The organism is Pseudomonas sp. SA233 (genome assembly GCF_054792385.1).
Window position 1 is genome coordinate 5,358,424 of record NZ_CP096449.1, and the last position, 20,334, is coordinate 5,378,757.

Genomic DNA, 20,334 nt, shown 5'->3' on the forward strand with positions numbered 1-20,334 from the left:
TCTGCAGAAACGCTTTACAGCCTGCCAATTCATCAGGTTAGAATCATTTGGCACGCGACCTGCTAGCGTCATGCTATCAAGTCCCCTCCCCCGCGGTCCCCGGAGTACCTGCCTTTGGATGCAAGCACCATCAACAGCCTGTTCCTGATCGGCGCATTGCTGGTGGGCGCAAGTATCCTGGTCAGTTCGCTGTCGTCGCGCCTGGGCATCCCTATCCTGGTCATCATCCTTGCGGTCGGCATGATCGCCGGCGTCGATGGTGGCGGCATCATCTTCAACAACTATCCGACCGCCTACCTGGTGGGCAACCTGGCGCTGGCCGTGATCCTGCTCGACGGTGGCCTGCGCACACGGGTGGCGAGCTTCCGCGTGGCGCTGTGGCCGGCGCTGTCGCTGGCCACCATCGGCGTAATGATCACCACCGCCCTCACGGGCCTGGTCGCCGCCTGGCTGTTCGACCTGAGCCTGATCCAGGGCCTGCTGATCGGCGCCATCGTCGGCTCCACCGACGCCGCAGCGGTGTTCTCGCTGCTCGGCGGCAAAGGCCTGAATGAGCGTGTTACCGCCACCCTGGAGATCGAGTCGGGCAGCAACGACCCGATGGCAGTTTTCCTCACCGTCACCCTGATCGACATGATCGCCAGCGGCCAGACCGGCCTGCACTGGAGCCTGCTCACCCACCTGCTGCGCGAATTCGGCATCGGCGGGCTGGTGGGCCTGGGCGGCGGCTGGCTGATGCTGCAACTGGTCAACCGCATCAAGCTGGCTGGCGGCCTGTACCCCATCCTGGTGATCGCTGGCGGCCTGGTGGTGTTCTCGCTGACCAACGCCCTGCACGGCAGCGGATTCCTTGCCGTGTACCTGTGCGGCCTGGTGCTGGGCAACAAGCCCATCCGCAGCCGCCACGGCATCCTGCACATGCTCGACGGCATGGCATGGCTGGCGCAGATCGGCATGTTCCTGGTGCTGGGGCTGCTGGTCACGCCCCACGACCTGCTGCCCATCGCCCTGCCGGCGCTGGGCCTGGCGCTGTGGATGATCCTGGTGGCGCGCCCGCTGTCGGTGGTCGCCAGCCTGTTGCCGTTCAAGGCCTTCCACGGCCGTGAAAAGGCCTTCATTTCCTGGGTCGGCCTGCGCGGTGCGGTACCGATCATCCTCGCGGTGTTCCCGCTGATGGCCGGCCTCCCGGACGCCCAGCTGTTCTTCAACCTGGCCTTCTTCATCGTGCTGGTGTCGCTGCTGGTGCAAGGCACCAGCCTGCCGTGGATGGCCAAGCTGCTGAAAGTGACGGTACCGCCAGACCCGGCGCCGATCTCCCGTTCGGCGCTGGAAGTGCACATCACCAGCGAGTGGGAAATGTTCGTCTACCGCCTGGGTGCCGAAAAATGGTGCATCGGCGCCGCCCTGCGCGAGCTGAAGATGCCCGAAGGCACGCGAATCGCCGCGCTGTTTCGGGGCGAGCAACTGCTGCACCCGTCCGGCAGTACGGTACTGGAAGTAGGCGACATGCTCTGCGTGATCGGCCACGAGCACAACCTGCCGGCCCTGGGCAAACTGTTCAGCCAGGCGCCACAACGTGGCCTCGACCTGCGTTTCTTCGGCGACTTCGTGCTCGAAGGCGATGCCGAACTGGGTGCGGTGGCAGCGTTGTACGGTCTGAAACTCGACGGCCTGGACGCGAAAATGCCACTGGCCCAGTTCATCCGACAAAAGGTCGGAGGCGCTCCAGTAGTAGGTGACCAGGTCGAATGGCATGGCACGATCTGGACCGTGGCCACCATGGACGGGAACAAGATTCAGAAAGTAGGCGTCAGATTCCCCGAAGGAACGCGACCCGGACCAGGATTGTTCCTCTAAACTTCGTTTCTGCCGGATCCACAAGTAGTCTGCCTATGTCCCTGCGCGTGTACCTCCGCACAGCCCTGTTCGGGCTGTGCCTGTCTCTCTCGTTCGCCGCTGGCGCGGCCGAGCTTCCCACCACGACTAGCATCCAGAGCAGCCTGAACAAGATTTCCCAGCCCAAGGGTGCCGAGGCCGACCCCAAGGCTGCGCAACAGACACCGGAGCAGAAGGCCCAGCAACAGGTGCTGGAACAGACCCTGGCACTGCTGCTCAGCAAGGAAGACAGCGAAAAGAAGCTTGAGGCACTCAAGCAGCAATTGGCTGGCGCGCCCAAGGAAACCGCCGACAGCCAGCGCGAGCTGATCAAGCTCAAGGCCAGCAAGCCCCTGCCGGTGGCCCAACGCTACGCCACCCTGAACGTGCCACAGCTGGAGCAGATGCTCAGCGAGCGCAGTACGCAACAAGGCGAACTGCAAAAGGCACTGTCGGATGCCAACAGCCTGATCATCAACTCGCAGACCCGCCCAGAGCGGGCTCAGGCAGAAATCAGCAACAACCAGACACGTACCCAGCAGATCAACCTCAGCCTCAAGAGCGGCAAGGAGAACGGCAAGCCACTCAACAGCGACCAACGCAACAAGCTCAATGCCGAGCTGGCGTCGCTCAATGCCCTGACCTCGTTGCGCCGCCAGGAACTGGCCGGCAACGGCCTGCTGCAGGACCTGGGCAATGCCCGTCACGACCTGCTGATCGAGCGCGCCACACGAATGGAGCAGGAAATCCAGGACCTGCAATCGCTGATCAACGAAAAGCGCCTGGCCCAGTCGCAGCAGGCGGTCACCCAGCAATCGATCGAAGCGCAGAAAGCCGGCGGCAGCACCCTGCTGGCCAACGAAAGCGCTGCCAACCTGAAACTGTCCGACTACCTGCTCAAGAGCACCGACCGCCTCAACGAGCTGACCCAGCAGAACCTGCGCAGCAAGCAGCAGCTAGACAGCCTGACCCAGGCCGACCAGGCCCTCGACGAACAGATCAGCGTGCTCAAGGGCAGCCTGCTGCTGTCCAAGATCCTCTACAAACAGAAACAGGCCCTGCCGCACCTGAAAGTGGACCGCGACCTGGCTGACCAGATCGCCGATATCCGTCTTTACCAGTTCGAAGTGAACCAGCAACGCGAGCAGATGAGCAGCCCCGCCGCGTACGTCGACAACCTGCTGCTCGGCCAGCCGCAGGAGCAGGTTACCCCTCAGCTGCGCAAGGCGCTGCTGGAGGTGATGATTACCCGCGTCGACCTGCTCGAACGCCTCAGCCGGGAGCTGTCGGCACTGCTCAACGAATCGATCACCTTGCAGCTCAACCAGAAGCAGCTGCTCGGCACCGCCCAGGGCTTGCGCACCACGCTCGAAGAGCAGATGTTCTGGATTCCCAGCAACAAGCCACTGGACTGGGAATGGCTGAGCCTGGTGCCGGCACGCTTTGCCGACCAGGTAGCCAGCCTGCCCTGGGGTTCGGGCCTCAAGGAACTGGCCGATGGGCTGGGCCAGCGCCCGCTGCTGTTCCTGCCCTTGCTGCTGGTGATCGGCGGCCTGCTGTGGCGGCGCAAATACCTGTACCAACGGCTGGGCAAGGTGCACCAGGACATCGGCCACTTCCGCCGTGACAGCCAGTGGCACACGCCCCAGGCGATCCTCATCAACATCCTGCTGGCAATGCCGGTCAGCCTGGGCCTGGCCCTGTGCAGCTACGCCCTGCAGATCGACGCCCGCGGGCAGAATGCCAACCTCGGCGCCGCCCTCTGGCAACTGGCCCAGGCCTGGCTGGTGTTCTACACCGCCTACCGCATCCTCGCCCCGGGCGGCGTGGCGGAAATCCACTTCCGCTGGCACAAGCCGCAGGTCGAGTTCCTGCGCGGCTGGGTGCGGCGCCTGGGCACCGTGGTACTGGCACTGGTCGGTGTGGTGGCGGTGGCCGAACATCAGCCTTCGGCGCTGGCCGATGATGTGCTGGGTATCGGCGTGGTACTGACCTGCTACGCACTGATGGCCTGGCTGCTCAGCCGCCTGCTGCTCAGCAGCCCGGCACACCGCGACACCTCGCTATTCCGCAAGGCCGTGGGCGTGGCCTTCACCGCCCTGCCCATCGCCCTGTTCGTGGCCGTATGCTTCGGCTACTACTACACCGCGCTGAAACTTACCGACCGGCTGATCTATACCCTGTACCTGCTGCTGTTCTGGCTGGTGATCGAAGCCGCGTTCATGCGCGGCCTGTCGGTGGCGGCACGGCGCCTGGCCTACCAGCGCGCGCTGAGCAAGCGGGCGGCGGCCAAGGAAGGGCTGGATGGCGAAGTCATCACCGAAGAACCAACGCTGGATATCGAACAGGTCAACCAGCAGTCGCTGCGCCTGATCCGCCTGGCCCTGCTCGGCGGCTTCATCGCCGGCCTGTACTGGGTGTGGTCGGACCTGATCTCGGTGTTCGCCTACCTCAACAATTTCACCCTGTACGAGTACTCCAGCGGCACCGGTGCCACCGCCAGCATGGTGCCGATCAGCCTGGGCGACTTCCTCGGTGCGCTGGTCATCATCGGCATCACCTTCGCCCTCGCACGGAACTTGCCCGGCCTGCTGGAAGTCCTGGTGCTGTCGCGGCTCAACCTGGCCCAGGGCAGTGCGTATGCCACTACTACCTTGCTGTCCTATGTCATCGTCGGCGTCGGTATCGTCAGCACCCTGTCGACCCTCGGGGTCAGCTGGGACAAGCTGCAATGGCTGGTGGCCGCGCTGTCGGTGGGCCTGGGCTTCGGCATGCAGGAAATCTTCGCCAACTTCATCTCCGGCATCATGATCCTGTTCGAGCGCCCGGTACGGATTGGCGACACCATCACCATCGGCAACCTGTCGGGCACGGTGAGCAAAATCCGCATCCGCGCCACCACGATTACCGACTTCGACCGCAAGGACATCATCGTCCCCAACAAGACCTTCATCACCGGCCAGCTGATCAACTGGTCGCTGACCGACACGGTCACCCGGGTAACGCTGAAGCTGGGCATCGACTATGGCTCGGACCTGGACCTGGTGCGCGACCTGCTGCTCAAGGGCGCCCACGAAAACCCACGCGTGCTCAAGGACCCGGAGCCGATCGTGTACTTCCTCAACTTCGGTGAGAGCTCGCTGGACCACGAGCTGCGCATGCACGTACGCGACCTTGGCGACCGCAACCCGACGCTGGACGAGATCAACCGCTACATCAACCGCGAGTTCAAGGCCCACAACATCAAGATCTCGGTGCGCCAGGTCGAGGTGTTTCTGATGGATCCGAAGGGCGGCAAACAGCAGCTGATTCCGGTGGAGCAGCCGAAACCGGATGGCACTGCTTCGGCCTGAGTGAGCTCTAATACTTTATTCTGTGCAGAACCCCTGCGAGGGCTTCGCCCTCGTTCGCGGGCGCGCCTGCTCCCACAAGGGCCGCGCCGCTCTCAGGCACTGCGCAATACCTGTGGGAGCGGGCTTGCCCGCGAAGGGCCGCAAAGCGGCCCCGTCCATCAATTTCTGGAGCCGGCCCCGTGAAAGCCCTCGACCAACTCACCTTCGACAATCGCTTCGCCCGCCTGGGCGACGCGTTCTCCACCCAGGTCCTGCCCGAACCCATCGCAGACCCACGCCTGGTGGTAGCGAGCGAGTCGGCCATGGCGCTGCTCGACCTCGACCCGGCCCAGGCAGAGCTGCCGGTTTTCGCCGAGCTGTTCAGCGGCCACAAGCTATGGGAAGAGGCCGACCCGCGGGCGATGGTCTATTCCGGCCATCAGTTCGGTTCCTACAACCCGCGCCTGGGTGATGGCCGCGGCCTGCTGCTGGCCGAAGTGCTGAATGATCAGGGCGAGCACTGGGACCTGCACCTCAAGGGCGCCGGCCAGACGCCCTACTCGCGCATGGGCGACGGCCGCGCCGTGCTGCGTTCCTCGATCCGCGAGTTCCTCGCCTCCGAGGCCCTGCACGCCCTGGGCATTCCCAGCAGCCGGGCACTGTGCGTGATCGGCTCGAGCACCCCGGTTTGGCGCGAAACCCGCGAAAGCGCGGCCATGCTCACCCGCCTGGCGCAAAGCCATGTGCGCTTCGGGCATTTCGAATACTTCTACTACACCAGGCAACCAGAACAGCAGCGAGTGCTGATCGACCATGTGCTGGAGCAGCACTATCCGGAATGCCGCGACGCCGAACAGCCCTACCTGGCCATGTTCCGCACCATCGTCGAGCGCAATGCCGAACTGATCGCCCGCTGGCAAGCCTATGGTTTCTGTCACGGGGTGATGAACACCGACAACATGTCGATCCTCGGTATCACCTTCGACTTCGGCCCGTATGCCTTCCTCGACGACTTCGACGCCAACTTCATCTGCAACCACTCCGACGACCGTGGCCGCTACAGCTACGCCAACCAGGTACCGATCGCCCACTGGAACCTCAGTGCGCTGGCCCAGGCGCTGACCACGGTGATCGAAGTCGAACCACTCAAAGAGGCGCTGGGCCTGTTCCTGCCGCTGTACCAGGCACACTACCTGGACCTGATGCGCCGCCGCCTGGGCCTGACCACCGCGGAAGAGGACGACATGGCGTTGGTCGAACGCCTGTTGCAGCGCATGCAGAGCGGTGGAGTGGACTACAACCTGTTCTTCCGCAAGCTGGGCGATCAGGCCGTGGCCGAGGCGCTGAAGGTGGTGCGTGACGACTTCATCGACCTGGCCGGTTTCGATGCCTGGGGGGCGGACTACCTGGCCCGCTGCGAGCGCGAAGCGGATAATGCCGAAGGGCGGCGTGAGCGCATGCATGCGGTGAACCCGCTGTATGTGCTGCGCAACTACCTGGCACAGAAAGCTATCGAAGCGGCCGAAGCGGGGGACTACAGTGAAGTGCGACGGCTGCATCAGGTGTTGAGCAAACCGTTCGAGGAGCAGGCCGGGATGCAGCGCTATGCCGAACGCCCGCCGGAATGGGGCAAGCACCTGGAAATCAGCTGCTCCTCCTGACCAACTCCGAACCCTGTGGGAGCTGGCTTGCCGGCGATAGGGCCCGAACAAACAACACAAGGAAACGACATGTCCGACCCACTGGTAATCCCCTGCCCCCACTGTAACGGCCTCAACCGCCTGCCCGCCGAGCGCCTGGGCGACGCGCCGAAATGCGGCCGCTGCAAACAGGACGTGCTGCTGAGCACCCCCTTCGAACTCACCGAAGCCAGCTACGCCAGCCAGATCAAAGGCGACCTGCCACTGCTGGTCGACATCTGGGCCGACTGGTGCGGCCCGTGCAAATCCTTCGCCCCCACCTTCGAACAGGCCGCCCGCCAACTGGCCGGCCGCTGCCGCCTGGCCAAGCTCGACAGCGAAGCCAACCGCAACCTGGCCGGGCAACTGGGCATCCGCTCTATCCCCAGCCTGCTGCTGTTCAAGAATGGCCGTGAAGTCAGCCGTCAGGCCGGGGCGTTACCACTCCAGTCGTTGCTGGAGTGGTTGCGTAACCAGGGGGTCTAAGCGTTCTCTTCGAGCAGCGAATGCAACTCGACAAACTGCTGGGTCAGCTTGTGCCTGGGCTCCAGGTGAATCAGCGGAAGGCTGGCATGGTGCGACTCACGCATCTTCACCGAGCTGCCCAGGTACACCGGTAGCACCGGGAGCCCTTCGGCCAGCAGCTCGTCGAGCATCTGCTGTGGCAGGCTGGCGCGGGACTGGAACTGGTTGACCACGATGCCTTCGACCACCAGGTCTTCGTTGTGGTCTTCCTTGAGTTCTTCGATCTCGGCCAGCAGGCCATACAGGGCCTGGCGCGAGAAGCTGTCGCAGTCGAAAGGAATCAGCACGCGATCGGCGGCGATCAGTGCGGAAACCGCATAGAAGTTCAGCGCTGGCGGGGTATCGATGTAAATGCGCTCGTAGTCCTCGTCCAGTTCGTCGAGCAACTTACGCAGCTTGTTGATCTTGTGCTTCGCCTCAAGCTTCGGCTGCAGATCGGCCAGCTCGGCCGTGGCGGTGACCACATGGAGGTTGTCGAACGGGGTTTCGTAGATATCGACCTGGTTCTTCTTGCTGAACGGCCCGCTGGACAGGCTTTGCTTGAAGAAGTCGGCGATGCCCATGGGGATATCGTCGCCGGTCAGGCCAGTCAGGTACTGGGTCGAGTTGGCCTGGGCATCCAGGTCGATCAGCAGGGTCCGATAACCTTCGCTGGCGCTCACAGCCGCCAGGTTGCAAGCGATGCTCGACTTGCCCACACCACCTTTCTGATTGAACACCACGCGCCGCATGATTGACCTCCGTGTATCAACGAATGCCCGAGTATGTGGCGCCGCTGCGGCAATGACCAGTGCCATTTGCCCGGAACAACTACACTGCCCCGCCAACCACCTGCCCCGTGAGCAACTCGGCAAATGCCCGTGCCATCGCCGACCCACCATGCTCGCGCTGCACCAGCCACACAGCCGACATCGCCCCTTCATCCAGCAGCGTACGATAGACCACCCCCTCGATGCGCATGCGCTGGAACGACGCCGGCAGCACCGATACCCCAAGCCCTGCCGATACCAGCCCGATGATGGTCATCGCCTCCCCCGCCTCCTGGGCAAAATGCGGGCTGAAACCCGCCTGGCGCGCCAGGCTCAGCAACTGTGCATGCAACCCGCTGCCATAGCTGCGCGGGAAGAACACGAACGGCTCATTGGCCAGGGCGGTCATGTGCACGCCATGCTCCGTACCTTCGGCAAGTGGATGCGAGGCGTTGATCACCGCCACCAGCGGCTCGCGAAACAGTTCGGTGGCCATCAGCCCTTCCGGCAGCGGCATCGGCCGCATCAGCCCGACCTCGATGGACTCGTCGAACACCCCTTCCGCCACATCGCGGCTGCTCATTTCCTTGAGGTTCAGGTGCACCGCCGGGAAGCGCTGGCGAAACGCGTGGATGGCCATGGGGATCTTCGAGGTGAACGGGGCCGAGGAGGTAAAGCCGATCTTCATCTCCCCCAACTCCCCCAACTGCGCACGCCGGGCGACATCGGCAGCCTTTTCCACCTGCGCCAACACCTGACGGGCCTCCTCGAGGAACAATCGACCCGCCTCGCTCAGCTCCACCCGACGGTTGGTGCGCTCGAACAGCCGGGCACCCAGTTCCTGCTCCAGCGCCTGGATCTGCTGGCTCAAGGGCGGCTGCGAAATACCCAGTTGCTGGGCAGCGCGGCCAAAATGCAGCTCTTCGGCCACGGCGATGAAGTAACGCAAATGGCGCAGTTCCATGATCAGCTCCGAACAGGTCGCAAAACATCTCAAATAGGTCGAACAATATATTGGATATAATCATTAGCCAGCTATATGCTTTTTTTCATTGCGCCAGAGGTACCCGCCCGTGAAAACTGCTGCAGCTGCCCTTCCCGCCGAGCCAGAACCTGCACCGCTGAACGAAATGTGGATCGAAAAAGGCACCCCCGCCTTCATGAAGACCGTGCTGGCGCTATTCAGCGGCGGCTTCGCCACCTTCGCCCTGCTGTACTGCGTGCAGCCGATGATGCCGTTGCTGTCGAAGGAATTTGCCATCAATGCGGCGCAGAGCAGCCTGGTGCTGTCGGTCTCCACAGCCATGCTGGCGTTCGGCCTGCTGATCACCGGCCCTATCTCTGACCGCATCGGGCGCAAGCCGGTGATGGTGTTTGCCCTGGTATGCGCCGCCCTTTCCACCCTGGCCAGCGCGGTGATGCCGAGCTGGGAGCTGGTACTGGCCACCCGCGCCCTGGTCGGCCTGTCGCTGAGCGGCCTGGCGGCGGTGGCGATGACCTACCTGAGCGAAGAGATCCACCCGCAGCACATTGGCCTGGCCATGGGCCTGTACATCGGCGGCAACGCCATTGGCGGCATGAGCGGGCGCCTGATCACCGGCGTGCTGATCGACTTCGTCAGCTGGCACACGGCGATGCTGACCATCGGCGGCCTGGCCCTGGTGGCGGCGCTGGTGTTCTGGAAGGTGCTGCCCGAATCGCGCAATTTCCGCCCGCAGGCGATGAACCCACGCAGCCTGCTGGATGGCTTCGTCATGCACTTCAAGGATGCCGGACTACCCTGGTTGTTCCTCGAAGCCTTCCTGCTGATGGGCGCATTCGTCACCCTGTTCAACTACATCGGCTACCGCCTGCTGGCCGAGCCCTATCACATGAACCAGGCGCTGGTCGGCTTGCTGTCGGTGGTTTATCTGTCGGGCATCTACAGCTCGGCGCAGGTCGGCGCGCTGGCTGACAAACTGGGCCGGCGCAAGGTGTTCTGGGCCAGTATCGTGGTGATGGCGGGCGGTTTGCTGATGACCCTGGCCAGCCCGCTGGTGATGGTGATCGTCGGTATGCTGGTATTCACCTTCGGCTTTTTTGGCGCGCACTCGGTGGCCAGCAGCTGGATCGGCCGCAGGGCTTTGAAGGCCAAGGGACAGGCGTCGTCGTTGTACCTGTTCAGCTATTACGCAGGGTCGAGTGTGGCCGGTACGGCGGGCGGGGTGTTCTGGCACCAGTGGGGCTGGAATGGCATCGGGCTGTTCATTGGCAGCCTGCTGGCGGTGGCGTTGCTGGTGGCGCTGCACCTGAGCAAATTGCCACCGAAATCGGGCTGAACCCCATCGCGACACAAGGCCGCTCCTACAGCAGAACGCAATTCCCTGTAGGAGCGGCCTTGTGTCGCGATGGGCTGCAAAGCAGCCCCGAAATCTCGGATCAGTTGATGATCTCGACCATATCCACATCCACCTCCCGGCTCATCAGGTGCTTCTCCACCTCACCGGTCAGCTTGACCTTGGTCTTGTCGTTGAACGGCGTCGGCGGCAGGTCTTCATCATCGATTTCCACGGTGATGGTGCCGGTGTTGTCCTTGAACTCGTACTTGTCGTCGTTGTTGATCTTCTTGGTCACGAAGCCTTGCAGCACCACTGGGGTGTCGTCGGCAGCATCGTTGGCCGCAGCTACGGTGGTGACGGACTGGGCACCGGGGCCGGTATAACCGGCAGCCAAGGCAGCTGTGCTGAACAAGGGGGCGAGGATCAACGCAAGATAACGTGCTTTCATAAGGATCAGGTCCTGTTTCGGTTTCGATGGGACCAGATTAACGACGATCGCTGAATTAAAACTTAATGCAACAAAAAGCCCGGCTCATGGCCGGGCTTTCGTGTTCAGAGATCAATTCACTGATGGTACTGCGCCGACAGCTCATGCACGGCGTTGATGAACACGCCGGCGTGCTCCGGGTCGACTTCCGGTGTGATGCCGTGGCCGAGGTTGAACACATGGCCTGTGCCGTGGCCATAGCTGGCCAGGATGCGCGCCACTTCCTTGCGGATTGCCTCGGGCTTGGCGTACAGCACGGTCGGGTCCATGTTGCCCTGCAGCGCAACCTTGTCACCCACGCGGCGGCGGGCGTCGCCGATCTCGCAGGTCCAGTCCAGGCCCAGCGCGTCGGCGCCGGCTTCGGCGATGCTTTCCAGCCACAGGCCGCCGTTCTTGGTGAACAGGATCACCGGCACCTTGCGCCCCTCGTGCTCGCGGATCAGCCCGCTGACGATCTTGCGCAAGTAGGCCAGGGAGAACTCCTGGTAAGCCGCCGCCGACAGGTTGCCGCCCCAGGTGTCGAAAATCTGCACGGCCTGGGCACCAGCGAGGATCTGGCCGTTGAGGTAGCTGGTGACCGACTGGGCCAGCTTGTCCAGCAGCAGGTGCAGGGCCTGCGGGTTGTCGTAGGCCATGGCCTTGGTCTTGCGGAAGTCCTTCGACGAGCCGCCTTCGACCATGTAGGTGGCCAGGGTCCACGGGCTGCCGGAGAAGCCGATCAGCGGCACGCGGCCGTTGAGCTCACGGCGGATGGTGCTGACCGCGTCCATCACGTAGCCGAGGTCTTTCTGCGGATCGGGGATTGGCAGCGCCTCGATGTCGGCCGGGGTGCTGACGACTTTCTTGAAGCGCGGGCCTTCGCCGCTTTCGAAGTACAGGCCCAGGCCCATGGCATCGGGGATGGTCAGGATGTCCGAGAACAGGATCGCCGCGTCCAGCGGGTAGCGGTCCAGCGGCTGCAGGGTGACCTCGCAGGCGAACTGCGGGTTCATGCACAGGCTCATGAAGTCACCGGCCTTGGCGCGGCTGGCGCGGTACTCCGGCAGGTAGCGGCCGGCCTGGCGCATCATCCACACCGGGGTGACGTCTACGGGTTGCTTGAGCAGTGCACGCAGGAAACGATCGTTCTTCAGGGCAGTCATGTCGGCATCCGGAAAAATAGTGCGGGCATTTTCTCAGACGCCAGCGCAAAAGGCACGGTCAAGGCCATGCGTTTTGTCTATTGGATGCCATGGATCAAGGATTTTTGTATACAAAAATGCCGTTGGGGCTGCTTTGCAGCCCATCGCGACACAAGGCCGCTCCTACAGGAAGTACGCGATCCCTGTAGGAGCGGCCTTGTGTCGCGATGGGCCGCGAAGCGGCCCCGACAATCAATCAGACTTCCAGGTAGTCCAGGATACCTTCAGCAGCAGTACGCCCTTCGAAGATAGCCGTCACCACCAGGTCCGACCCACGCACCATGTCGCCGCCGGCAAACACTTTCGGGTTGCTGGTCTGATGCTTGAACTTGCCCTTCTCTGGTGCAACCACGCGGCCCTGGCTGTCCAGCTGGATGCCATGCTGCTCGAACCAAGGCGCCGGGCTTGGGCGGAAGCCGAAGGCGATGACCACGGCATCGGCCGGCAGAATCTCTTCAGACCCCGGGATCGGCTCCGGGCTGCGGCGGCCACGGGCGTCCGGTTCGCCGAGACGGGTCTCGACCACCTTCACGCCTTCGACCTTGTCCTCGCCGACAATGGCGATAGGCTGGCGGTTGTAGAGGAACTTCACGCCCTCTTCCTTGGCGTTCTTCACCTCACGACGCGAACCCGGCATGTTGGCCTCGTCACGGCGATAGGCGCAGGTCACCGACTTGGCGCCCTGGCGGATCGAGGTGCGGTTGCAGTCCATCGCGGTGTCACCACCGCCCAGTACCACCACCTTCTTGCCCTGCATGTCGACGAAGTCTTCCGGCGACTTCTCGAAGCCCAGGTTGCGGTTGACGTTGGCGATCAGGAAGTCGAGCGCGTCATGCACGCCCGGCAGGTCCTCGCCCGGGAAGCCGCCCTTCATGTAGGTGTAGGTACCCATGCCCATGAATACCGCGTCGTACTCGGCGAGCAGCTGCTCCATGGTCACGTCCTTGCCCACCTCGGTGTTCAGGCGGAACTCGATGCCCATGCCGGTGAACACTTCACGGCGGTTGCTGAGCACGGTCTTTTCCAGCTTGAACTCGGGAATACCGAAGGTCAGCAGGCCGCCGATTTCCGGGTTGCGGTCGAACACCACCGGGGTCACGCCGGCACGTACCAATACGTCGGCACAGCCCAGGCCGGCCGGGCCGGCACCGATGATGGCAACGCGCTTGCCGGTTGGCTTGACCTTGGACATGTCCGGGCGCCAGCCCATGGCGAAGGCGGTGTCGGTGATGTACTTCTCCACCGAGCCGATGGTCACCGCACCGAAGCCGTCGTTCAGGGTGCAGGCACCCTCGCACAGGCGGTCCTGCGGGCATACGCGGCCGCACACTTCCGGCAGGGTATTGGTCTGGTGCGACAGCTCCGCCGCAGCCAGGATGTTGCCTTCGGAAACCAGCTTCAGCCAGTTGGGGATGAAGTTATGTACCGGGCACTTCCATTCGCAATACGGGTTACCGCAGCCCAGGCAGCGGTGCGCCTGCTCCACGGACTGCTGCGGCTTGAACGGCTCGTAGATTTCCACGAACTCCTTCTTGCGCTGGCGCAGCAGCTTTTTCTTCGGGTCCTTGCGGCCCACTTCGATGAACTGGAAGTCGTTGTTCAGACGTTCAGCCATTTTTCAAAACCTCTTTACCGCAGTTGCCAGCCTCAGGCTGCAAGCTGCAAGACGATCACTTGAGCACGACGGGCCCCGCGCACGGGGCCGTCACTTGCAGCTGTTGTTACTGCGGGTTGGCACGGGTGCTGGACAGCAGTTGCTTCAGGTTGGCTGCCTTCGGCTTGACCAGCCAGAAGCGCCGCACGTAGTCGTCCAGGTTCTCCGAGAGCTCACGCCCCCACTCGCTGCCGGTCTCTTCCACGTACTCGGCAAGGACCCGCGCCAGGTGGCTGCGGTAGGCCTCCATCGCTTCACCACTGATACGCTGGATTTCCACCAGCTCATGGTTGAGCTTGTCAACGAAGGTATTGTCCATGTCGAGCACGTAGGCGAAGCCGCCAGTCATGCCAGAACCGAAGTTGTAACCGGTCTTGCCCAGCACGCAGACAAAGCCGCCGGTCATGTACTCACAGCAGTGATCGCCAGTGCCCTCGACAACAGCGTGGGCGCCGGAGTTACGTACAGCGAAGCGCTCGCCAGCAGTACCGGCGGCGAACAGCTTGCCGCCAGTGGCGCCGTACAGGCAGGTGTTGCCGACGATGGCGCTGTGCTGGGTTTCGAACGGGCTGCCGGCTGGCGGCACGATGGTGACCTTGCCACCGGTCATGCCCTTGCCGACGTAGTCGTTGGCGTCGCCTTCCAGGTGCAGGTTCAGGCCACCGGCGTTCCACACGCCGAAGCTCTGGCCCGCAGTACCTTTGAAGCGGAAGGTGATCGGCGCCGCAGCCATGCCCTGGTTGCCGTGCAGGCGGGCGATTTCACCCGAGACCCGCGCACCGATCGAGCGGTCGCAGTTGCAGATGTCGAGGCTGAACTCGCCACCGGCCTGGTCGCGGATGGCCGGCATGGCCATTTCCACCATCTTCTCGGCCAGCTCGCCCTGGTCGAACGGCGGGTTCTTGTCGACTTCGCAGAACTGCGGCTTGTCAGCCGGGATGTGCGAGCTGCCCAGCAGCGGCGTCAGGTCCAGGTACTGCTGGCGCTCGGTGTCGCCTGGCAGCACGTCGAGCAGGTCGGTACGGCCGATCAGCTCGCCGAGGCTGCGTACGCCCAGCTTGGCCAGCCACTCACGGGTTTCTTCGGCGACGAAGGTGAAGAAGTTGATCACCATGTCGACGGTGCCGATGTAGTGATCCTTGCGCAGCTTGTCGTTCTGGGTGGCCACGCCGGTAGCGCAGTTGTTCAGGTGGCAGATGCGCAGGTACTTGCAGCCCAGTGCGATCATCGGCGCGGTACCGAAGCCGAAGCTTTCGGCGCCGAGGATGGCTGCCTTGATCACGTCCAGGCCAGTCTTCAGGCCGCCGTCGGTCTGTACCCGTACCTTGCCGCGCAGGTCGTTGCCGCGCAGGGTCTGGTGGGTCTCGGCCAGGCCCAGCTCCCATGGGGCGCCGGCGTACTTGATCGAGGTCAGCGGCGAAGCACCGGTACCACCGTCGTAGCCGGAGATGGTGATCAGGTCGGCATAGGCCTTGGCCACACCGGCGGCGATGGTGCCGACGCCGGCTTCTGCCACCAGCTTGACCGAAACCAGGGCCTGCGGGTTGACCTGCTTGAGGTCGTAGATCAGCTGGGCCAGGTCTTCGATCGAGTAGATGTCGTGGTGCGGCGGTGGCGAGATCAGGGTTACGCCCGGTACCGCGTAACGCAGCTTGGCGATCAGGCCGTTGACCTTGCCGCCTGGCAGCTGGCCGCCTTCACCGGGCTTGGCGCCCTGGGCAACCTTGATCTGCAGCACTTCGGCGTTGACCAGGTACTCCGGGGTCACGCCAAAGCGGCCGGTGGCCACCTGCTTGATCTTCGAGCTCTTGATGGTGCCGTAGCGCGCCGGGTCTTCACCGCCCTCGCCAGAGTTGGAACGCGCGCCCAGGCGGTTCATCGCCTCGGCCAACGCTTCGTGAGCCTCCGGCGACAGTGCACCCAGCGAAATACCGGCGGAGTCGAAGCGTTTGAGGATCGCCTCCAGCGGCTCGATCTGCTCCAGCGGCAGCGGCTGGTCAGCCACTTTCACCTTCAGCAGGTCGCGGATCATCGACACCGGACGCTGGTCGACCAGCGTGGTGTATTCCTTGAACTTGGCATAGTCGCCCTGCTGCACGGCAGCCTGCAGGGTGTTGACCACATCCGGGTTGTAGGCGTGGTACTCGCCACCGTGAACGAACTTCAACAGGCCGCCTTGCTGGATCGGCTTGCGCGCGCTCCAGGCCTCGGCTGCCAGCAGCTTCTGGTCGCTTTCCAGGTCTGCGAAACGCGCACCCTTGATGCGGCTGGAAACGCCCTTGAAGCTCAGGCCGACCACTTCCTCGGACAGGCCGATGGCTTCGAACAACTGCGCACCACGGTACGAGGCAATGGTGGAGATACCCATCTTCGACAGGATCTTCAGCAGGCCCTTGGAGATGCCCTTGCGGTAGTACTTGAAGACTTCGTCCAGGTCGCCCAGCACTTCGCCGGTACGAATCAGGTCAGCCAGCACTTCATAGGCCAGGTACGGGTAAACGGCCGAGGCACCGAAGCCCAGCAGCACGGCGAAGTGGTGCGGGTCGCGGGCGGTAGCGGTTTCCACCAGGATGTTGCTGTCGCAACGCAGGCCCTGTTCGGTCAGGCGGTGGTGTACCGCACCAACGGCCAGCGAGGCGTGCACCGGCAGCTTGCCAGGTGCAATGTAGCGGTCGCTCAGCACCAGCTGGGTCTTGCCAGCGCGCACGGCTTCTTCAGCCTGGTCGGCGATGTTGCGGATGGCCGCTTCCAGGCCGACGCTCTCTTCATAGTTGAGGTCGATCAGCTGGCGGTCGAAACCTTCGCGCTCCAGGTTCATCAGCGAACGCCACTTGGCGGGCGAGATGACCGGCGAGCTCAGGATTACACGCGAAGCGTGCTCGGGGGATTCCTGGAAGATGTTGCGTTCGGCGCCCAGGCAGATTTCCAGGGACATGACGATCGCTTCGCGCAGCGGGTCGATCGGCGGGTTGGTCACCTGGGCGAACTGCTGACGGAAGAAGTCGTACGGCGAACGCACGCGCTGCGACAGAACGGCCATCGGCGTGTCGTCACCCATCGAGCCGACTGCTTCCTGGCCCTGCTCGCCGAGCGGGCGCAGCACCTGGTCACGCTCTTCGAAGGTGACCTGGAACATCTTCATGTACTGCTTGAGCTGGTCGGCGTCGTAGCTGGCCACGCCCTGGTCATCGGTCAGTGTCGCCTGGATGCGCGTGGCGTGCTGACGCAGCCAGCGCTTGTACGGGTGGCGCGACTTCAGGCGGTTGTCGATGGCGTCGGTGTCGAGGATCTGGCCGGTTTCGGTGTCCACGGCGAAGATCTGGCCTGGGCCAACGCGGCCCTTGGCGATGACGTCCTCGGGCTTGTAGTCCCATACGCCGATTTCCGACGCCAGGGTGATGTAGCCGTTCTTGGTGGTCACCCAGCGCGCCGGGCGCAGGCCGTTACGGTCGAGCAGGCACACCGCATGGCGGCCTTCGGTCATGACGATACCGGCCGGGCCATCCCACGGCTCCATGTGCATGGAGTTGTATTCGTAGAAGGCACGCAGGTCGGCGTCCATGGTCTCGACGTTCTGCCAGGCTGGCGGTACCAGCATGCGCACGCCACGGAACAGGTCGATGCCGCCAGTGACCATCAGCTCCAGCATGTTGTCCATGCTAGAGGAGTCGGAGCCGACGCGGTTGACCAGCGGGCCGAGCTCTTCGAGGTCGGGGATCAGGTCGTTGGCGAATTTGGTGCGACGGGCCATGGCCCAGTTGCGGTTACCGGTGATGGTGTTGATCTCGCCGTTGTGGGCGAGGAAGCGGAACGGCTGCGCCAGCGGCCATTTCGGCAGGGTGTTGGTGGAGAAGCGCTGGTGGAACACGCAGATCGCGGTTTGCAGGCGCTCGTCACCCAGGTCCGGGTAGAAGGCCGCGAGATCGCGCGGCATCATCAGGCCTTTGTAGATGATGGTCTTGTGCGAGAAGCTGCAGATGTAGTGGTCGGCGTCGTGGGCGTTGGCCACGGACGAACGGCGACGGGCACTGAACAGCTTGATGGCGAATTCCTGGTCGCTCAGGCCTTCACCGCCGATGAACACCTGCTCGATCTGTGGCAGGCGCTCAAGGGCCAGGCGGCCGAGCACGCTGGTATCGATCGGCACCTTGCGCCAGCCGACCAGTTTCAGGCCAGCAGCGAGGATTTCGCGGTCCATGTTGGCGCGGGCGGCTTCCGCTTTGACCGGGTCCTGGTTGAAGAACACCATGCCGACGGCGTACTGCTTGGGCAGTTCGACGGCGAAGTGCTCCTGGGCCACGGCACGCAGGAATTGATCGGGCTTCTGCATGAGCAGACCGCAACCGTCACCGGTCTTGCCGTCGGCGTTGATACCGCCTCGGTGGGTCATGCAGGTCAGTGCCTGCATGGCGGTTTGCAGAAGGTGGTGGCTCGGTTCGCCCGTCATATGGGCGATCAGGCCAAAACCACAGTTGTCCTTGAATTCTTCGGGATGGTACAGACCTGTTTTCATAGACACATTCTCACCAGGTTCACCTCTCAACGGAGGTAAATCTCTTTTTTAACAACCACTTACCATCCACGCCGATCAAACGCCAGCTTTTTTGCGGTGGCCATGGAAAACCATTGTTGCACAGCGACAGCGATGCTCACAAATTTTCATGTCTCACCATTGAAAATTTATGTCGCAATTTTGAATGTTTTTGCGCCATGCGCCGTGATAGCGGCTTGGCTCGAGTCTGAAGCGTTTCAGCCATGACTGCAAGTAAGGCTTGTGGCCGGCAGTCTGGGACAGAAAAGCCTGCCGCGTGACAACGCAGCAGGCTAGTCGAAAGTCAGTAATCGCTCAGCAACTGGGCGGCGGGGTGGTGCCGCCCGGAAGGTATCAGCGGGCCGAGGCCAGCTCTTGTTGGACGCTGGCGACGGTACGTGGCCAAGGTTTACCAGCCTGGACCTTCGCTGGCAAGTTCTTGATTGCCGCAACCGCTGCGTCGCGGTTGGCGAAGTTGCCGTAAGTGACTACGTACAGCGGCTTGCCCTGCAGGTTTTTCTTGAAGTAGCGATAGTCGCCACCTTGAGCCTTCACGAACGCCTGAGCCGAAGCCTCGGAGCTGGTACCCAGGATCTGCACCACGTAATTGCCCGGTTTCTGCCCGGCGTACCAGCCGCTGTTGCCGCTGCCACCGGCTGCCGGCTTCTCGACAGGCTTGGCGGCCGGCTTGGCCACGGCGACCTGGGTCGGTGCTGGTGCAGGCTTGGCAGGCGCAACCGGCTTGGCAGGTTGGGTTGCGACAGGTTTTGGCGTAGGCGCAACCGGCTGCGGTGGCGGCTGTACTGGCTGGGCTGGCGCCGCGGCTACTGGCTGGGCAGGTACCGGTGCCGGGCCCGCTGGCACACCTTGCGGCGGCGCGATGGTGGTCACGGTTGGCGGTGGGTTGCCTGGCTGCAGGGCGGTATCACCGGCCGGGCTGCCCTCTTCACCCTCGCCCATGCCCGCGGCCTGGGCCAGTGGCTCGCGCATCACCGGCTGCGACTGGCCAACCAGCGGCAGCGGCATCGGCTGGGACGAACCCGAGAACTCGATGGCGGGATTGCCACCATTGGCCTGGCCCTCGCCTAGCGGTAGCTGGGCCTGGGCGGCCGGCGCTTCGGCAGGCGCCTTGTCACCTTTCTTCGGCATCAACACCGCGGCCGCAACGGCGACCACAACCACAGCGGACAGCGCGAGCACATGTTTTTTAGGCATCTTGAACCCCATGGATGGTCGCTTGGCCGTCGAGCGGCTGGCGATCATGGCTTCGATCAAAGTGTCACGGGCGACCTGGTTGATGTTGCCAGGCCAGCCGTCGGAGTTTTCATGGATATCGACGATCTGTTCACGACTGAACACCTCGATGCCCCGGCCAGCACCTTCCAGGCGCTGCTCCAGGTACTCGCGGGTTTCTTCTTCACTGTAGGGGGCGAGTTCGATGATGTGGAAGCGTTCTTCCTCGATATTGATCTCGTCCAGCCCGGCAATCAGCGACGGCTCACCGAACAGGAACACGTGCGGGCGCCCTTCCGGTACACCCGCCGCCAATTCCAGCAACGCTTGGAGTGCCGACTCGTCGAGTTGTTCCGCATCGTCCACCAGCAAATACACTTCCTGGCCGGTCAGTGCCAGTTGCACCACCTTGGCCAGGATCGCCTGCATTTCGGCCTCGGCCACATCCAGGTTCTGTGCAACCTGGCCGAGTACGCTGGCGGCATCGCTGGCGCCACGGGCGGACACCACCACGCTCTGCACCGCCTGCTTGTTGGTACTGGCCACCAGGGCCTGGCGCAGCAGGGTCTTGCCACTGCCCAGCGGGCCGGTGACAACCAGCATCAGCTGGCTGTAGCGCGCCAGGTGATGCAGCTGGCCGAGCACGGGTTTGCGCTGGGCCGGGAAGAACTTGAAGCCGGGCACGCGGGGCGCGAACGGATCATGGCTCAACTGGTAATGGTCGAGAAAGGCCTCATCGGCATGCAAACTGGTCATTGCGCTGTCACAAC

Annotated in this window: 12 protein-coding genes; 5 read left to right on the plus strand and 7 right to left on the minus strand. The window is 63.3% G+C overall.

Features of this window, described 5'->3' with window-relative positions; genetic code table 11:
* Positions 1–114: 114 nt before the first annotated feature.
* The 4 genes from M1D87_RS24560 (at position 115) to trxC (ending at position 7,372) form a co-directional block, all read left to right on the plus strand.
* The gene (locus M1D87_RS24560; protein ID WP_013974590.1) at positions 115–1,857 is read left to right on the plus strand and encodes a potassium/proton antiporter; all 1,743 of its coding nucleotides are present in this window, start codon (positions 115–117) and stop codon (positions 1,855–1,857) included.
* Positions 1,858–1,892: 35 nt separating this feature from the next.
* Positions 1,893–5,228, plus strand: coding sequence for a mechanosensitive channel MscK (gene mscK, locus M1D87_RS24565; protein ID WP_123085567.1), 3,336 nt, complete (start codon positions 1,893–1,895; stop codon positions 5,226–5,228).
* Between the two features lie 179 nt (positions 5,229–5,407).
* The gene (gene selO, locus M1D87_RS24570; protein WP_123085566.1) at positions 5,408–6,868 is read left to right on the plus strand and encodes a protein adenylyltransferase SelO; all 1,461 of its coding nucleotides are present in this window, start codon (positions 5,408–5,410) and stop codon (positions 6,866–6,868) included.
* 69 nt (positions 6,869–6,937) lie between these two features.
* The gene (gene trxC, locus M1D87_RS24575; RefSeq protein ID WP_039612518.1) at positions 6,938–7,372 is read left to right on the plus strand and encodes a thioredoxin TrxC; all 435 of its coding nucleotides are present in this window, start codon (positions 6,938–6,940) and stop codon (positions 7,370–7,372) included.
* Here trxC and M1D87_RS24580 read toward each other — a convergent pair.
* Positions 7,369–8,142 carry a ParA family protein gene (locus M1D87_RS24580; protein ID WP_025340949.1) on the minus strand — a complete coding sequence of 258 codons (774 nt, stop codon included), beginning with the start codon at positions 8,140–8,142 and terminating at the stop codon, positions 7,369–7,371. The two genes, trxC and M1D87_RS24580, sit on opposite strands and share 4 nt — an antisense overlap.
* A gap of 79 nt (positions 8,143–8,221) precedes the next feature.
* Positions 8,222–9,124, minus strand: a complete 903-nt coding sequence (locus tag M1D87_RS24585; RefSeq protein ID WP_421091508.1) for a LysR family transcriptional regulator — start codon at positions 9,122–9,124, stop codon at positions 8,222–8,224.
* A gap of 166 nt (positions 9,125–9,290) precedes the next feature.
* On the opposite strand from M1D87_RS24585, the gene M1D87_RS24590 reads away from it, so the two are divergent.
* Entirely contained in the window at positions 9,291–10,478 is a 1,188-nt protein-coding gene (locus M1D87_RS24590; protein ID WP_232880818.1) for an MFS transporter, read from the plus strand.
* A gap of 100 nt (positions 10,479–10,578) precedes the next feature.
* Here the strand turns inward: M1D87_RS24590 and M1D87_RS24595 are convergent, their stop codons facing one another.
* The 5 genes from M1D87_RS24595 to M1D87_RS24615 all read right to left on the minus strand — a co-directional run bounded on the left by M1D87_RS24595 (position 10,579) and on the right by M1D87_RS24615 (position 20,320).
* Positions 10,579–10,926 (minus strand): NirD/YgiW/YdeI family stress tolerance protein, encoded by a 348-nt coding sequence (locus tag M1D87_RS24595; protein ID WP_039612521.1) that lies wholly within the window; start codon positions 10,924–10,926, stop codon positions 10,579–10,581.
* Between the two features lie 116 nt (positions 10,927–11,042).
* Complete coding sequence (gene hemE, locus M1D87_RS24600; RefSeq protein WP_123085563.1) at positions 11,043–12,107, minus strand: uroporphyrinogen decarboxylase; 1,065 nt, start codon at positions 12,105–12,107, stop codon at positions 11,043–11,045.
* A 235-nt stretch (positions 12,108–12,342) separates the two neighbouring features.
* Positions 12,343–13,761 carry an FAD-dependent oxidoreductase gene (locus M1D87_RS24605; RefSeq protein ID WP_013974599.1) on the minus strand — a complete coding sequence of 473 codons (1,419 nt, stop codon included), beginning with the start codon at positions 13,759–13,761 and terminating at the stop codon, positions 12,343–12,345.
* 106 nt (positions 13,762–13,867) lie between these two features.
* Positions 13,868–18,313 (minus strand): glutamate synthase large subunit, encoded by a 4,446-nt coding sequence (gene gltB, locus M1D87_RS24610; protein WP_013974600.1) that lies wholly within the window; start codon positions 18,311–18,313, stop codon positions 13,868–13,870.
* A 372-nt stretch (positions 18,314–18,685) separates the two neighbouring features.
* Positions 18,686–20,320: an SPOR domain-containing protein gene (locus tag M1D87_RS24615; protein ID WP_039612524.1), complete on the minus strand. Its 1,635-nt coding sequence runs from the start codon at positions 20,318–20,320 to the stop codon at positions 18,686–18,688.
* Positions 20,321–20,334: the final 14 nt, after the last annotated feature.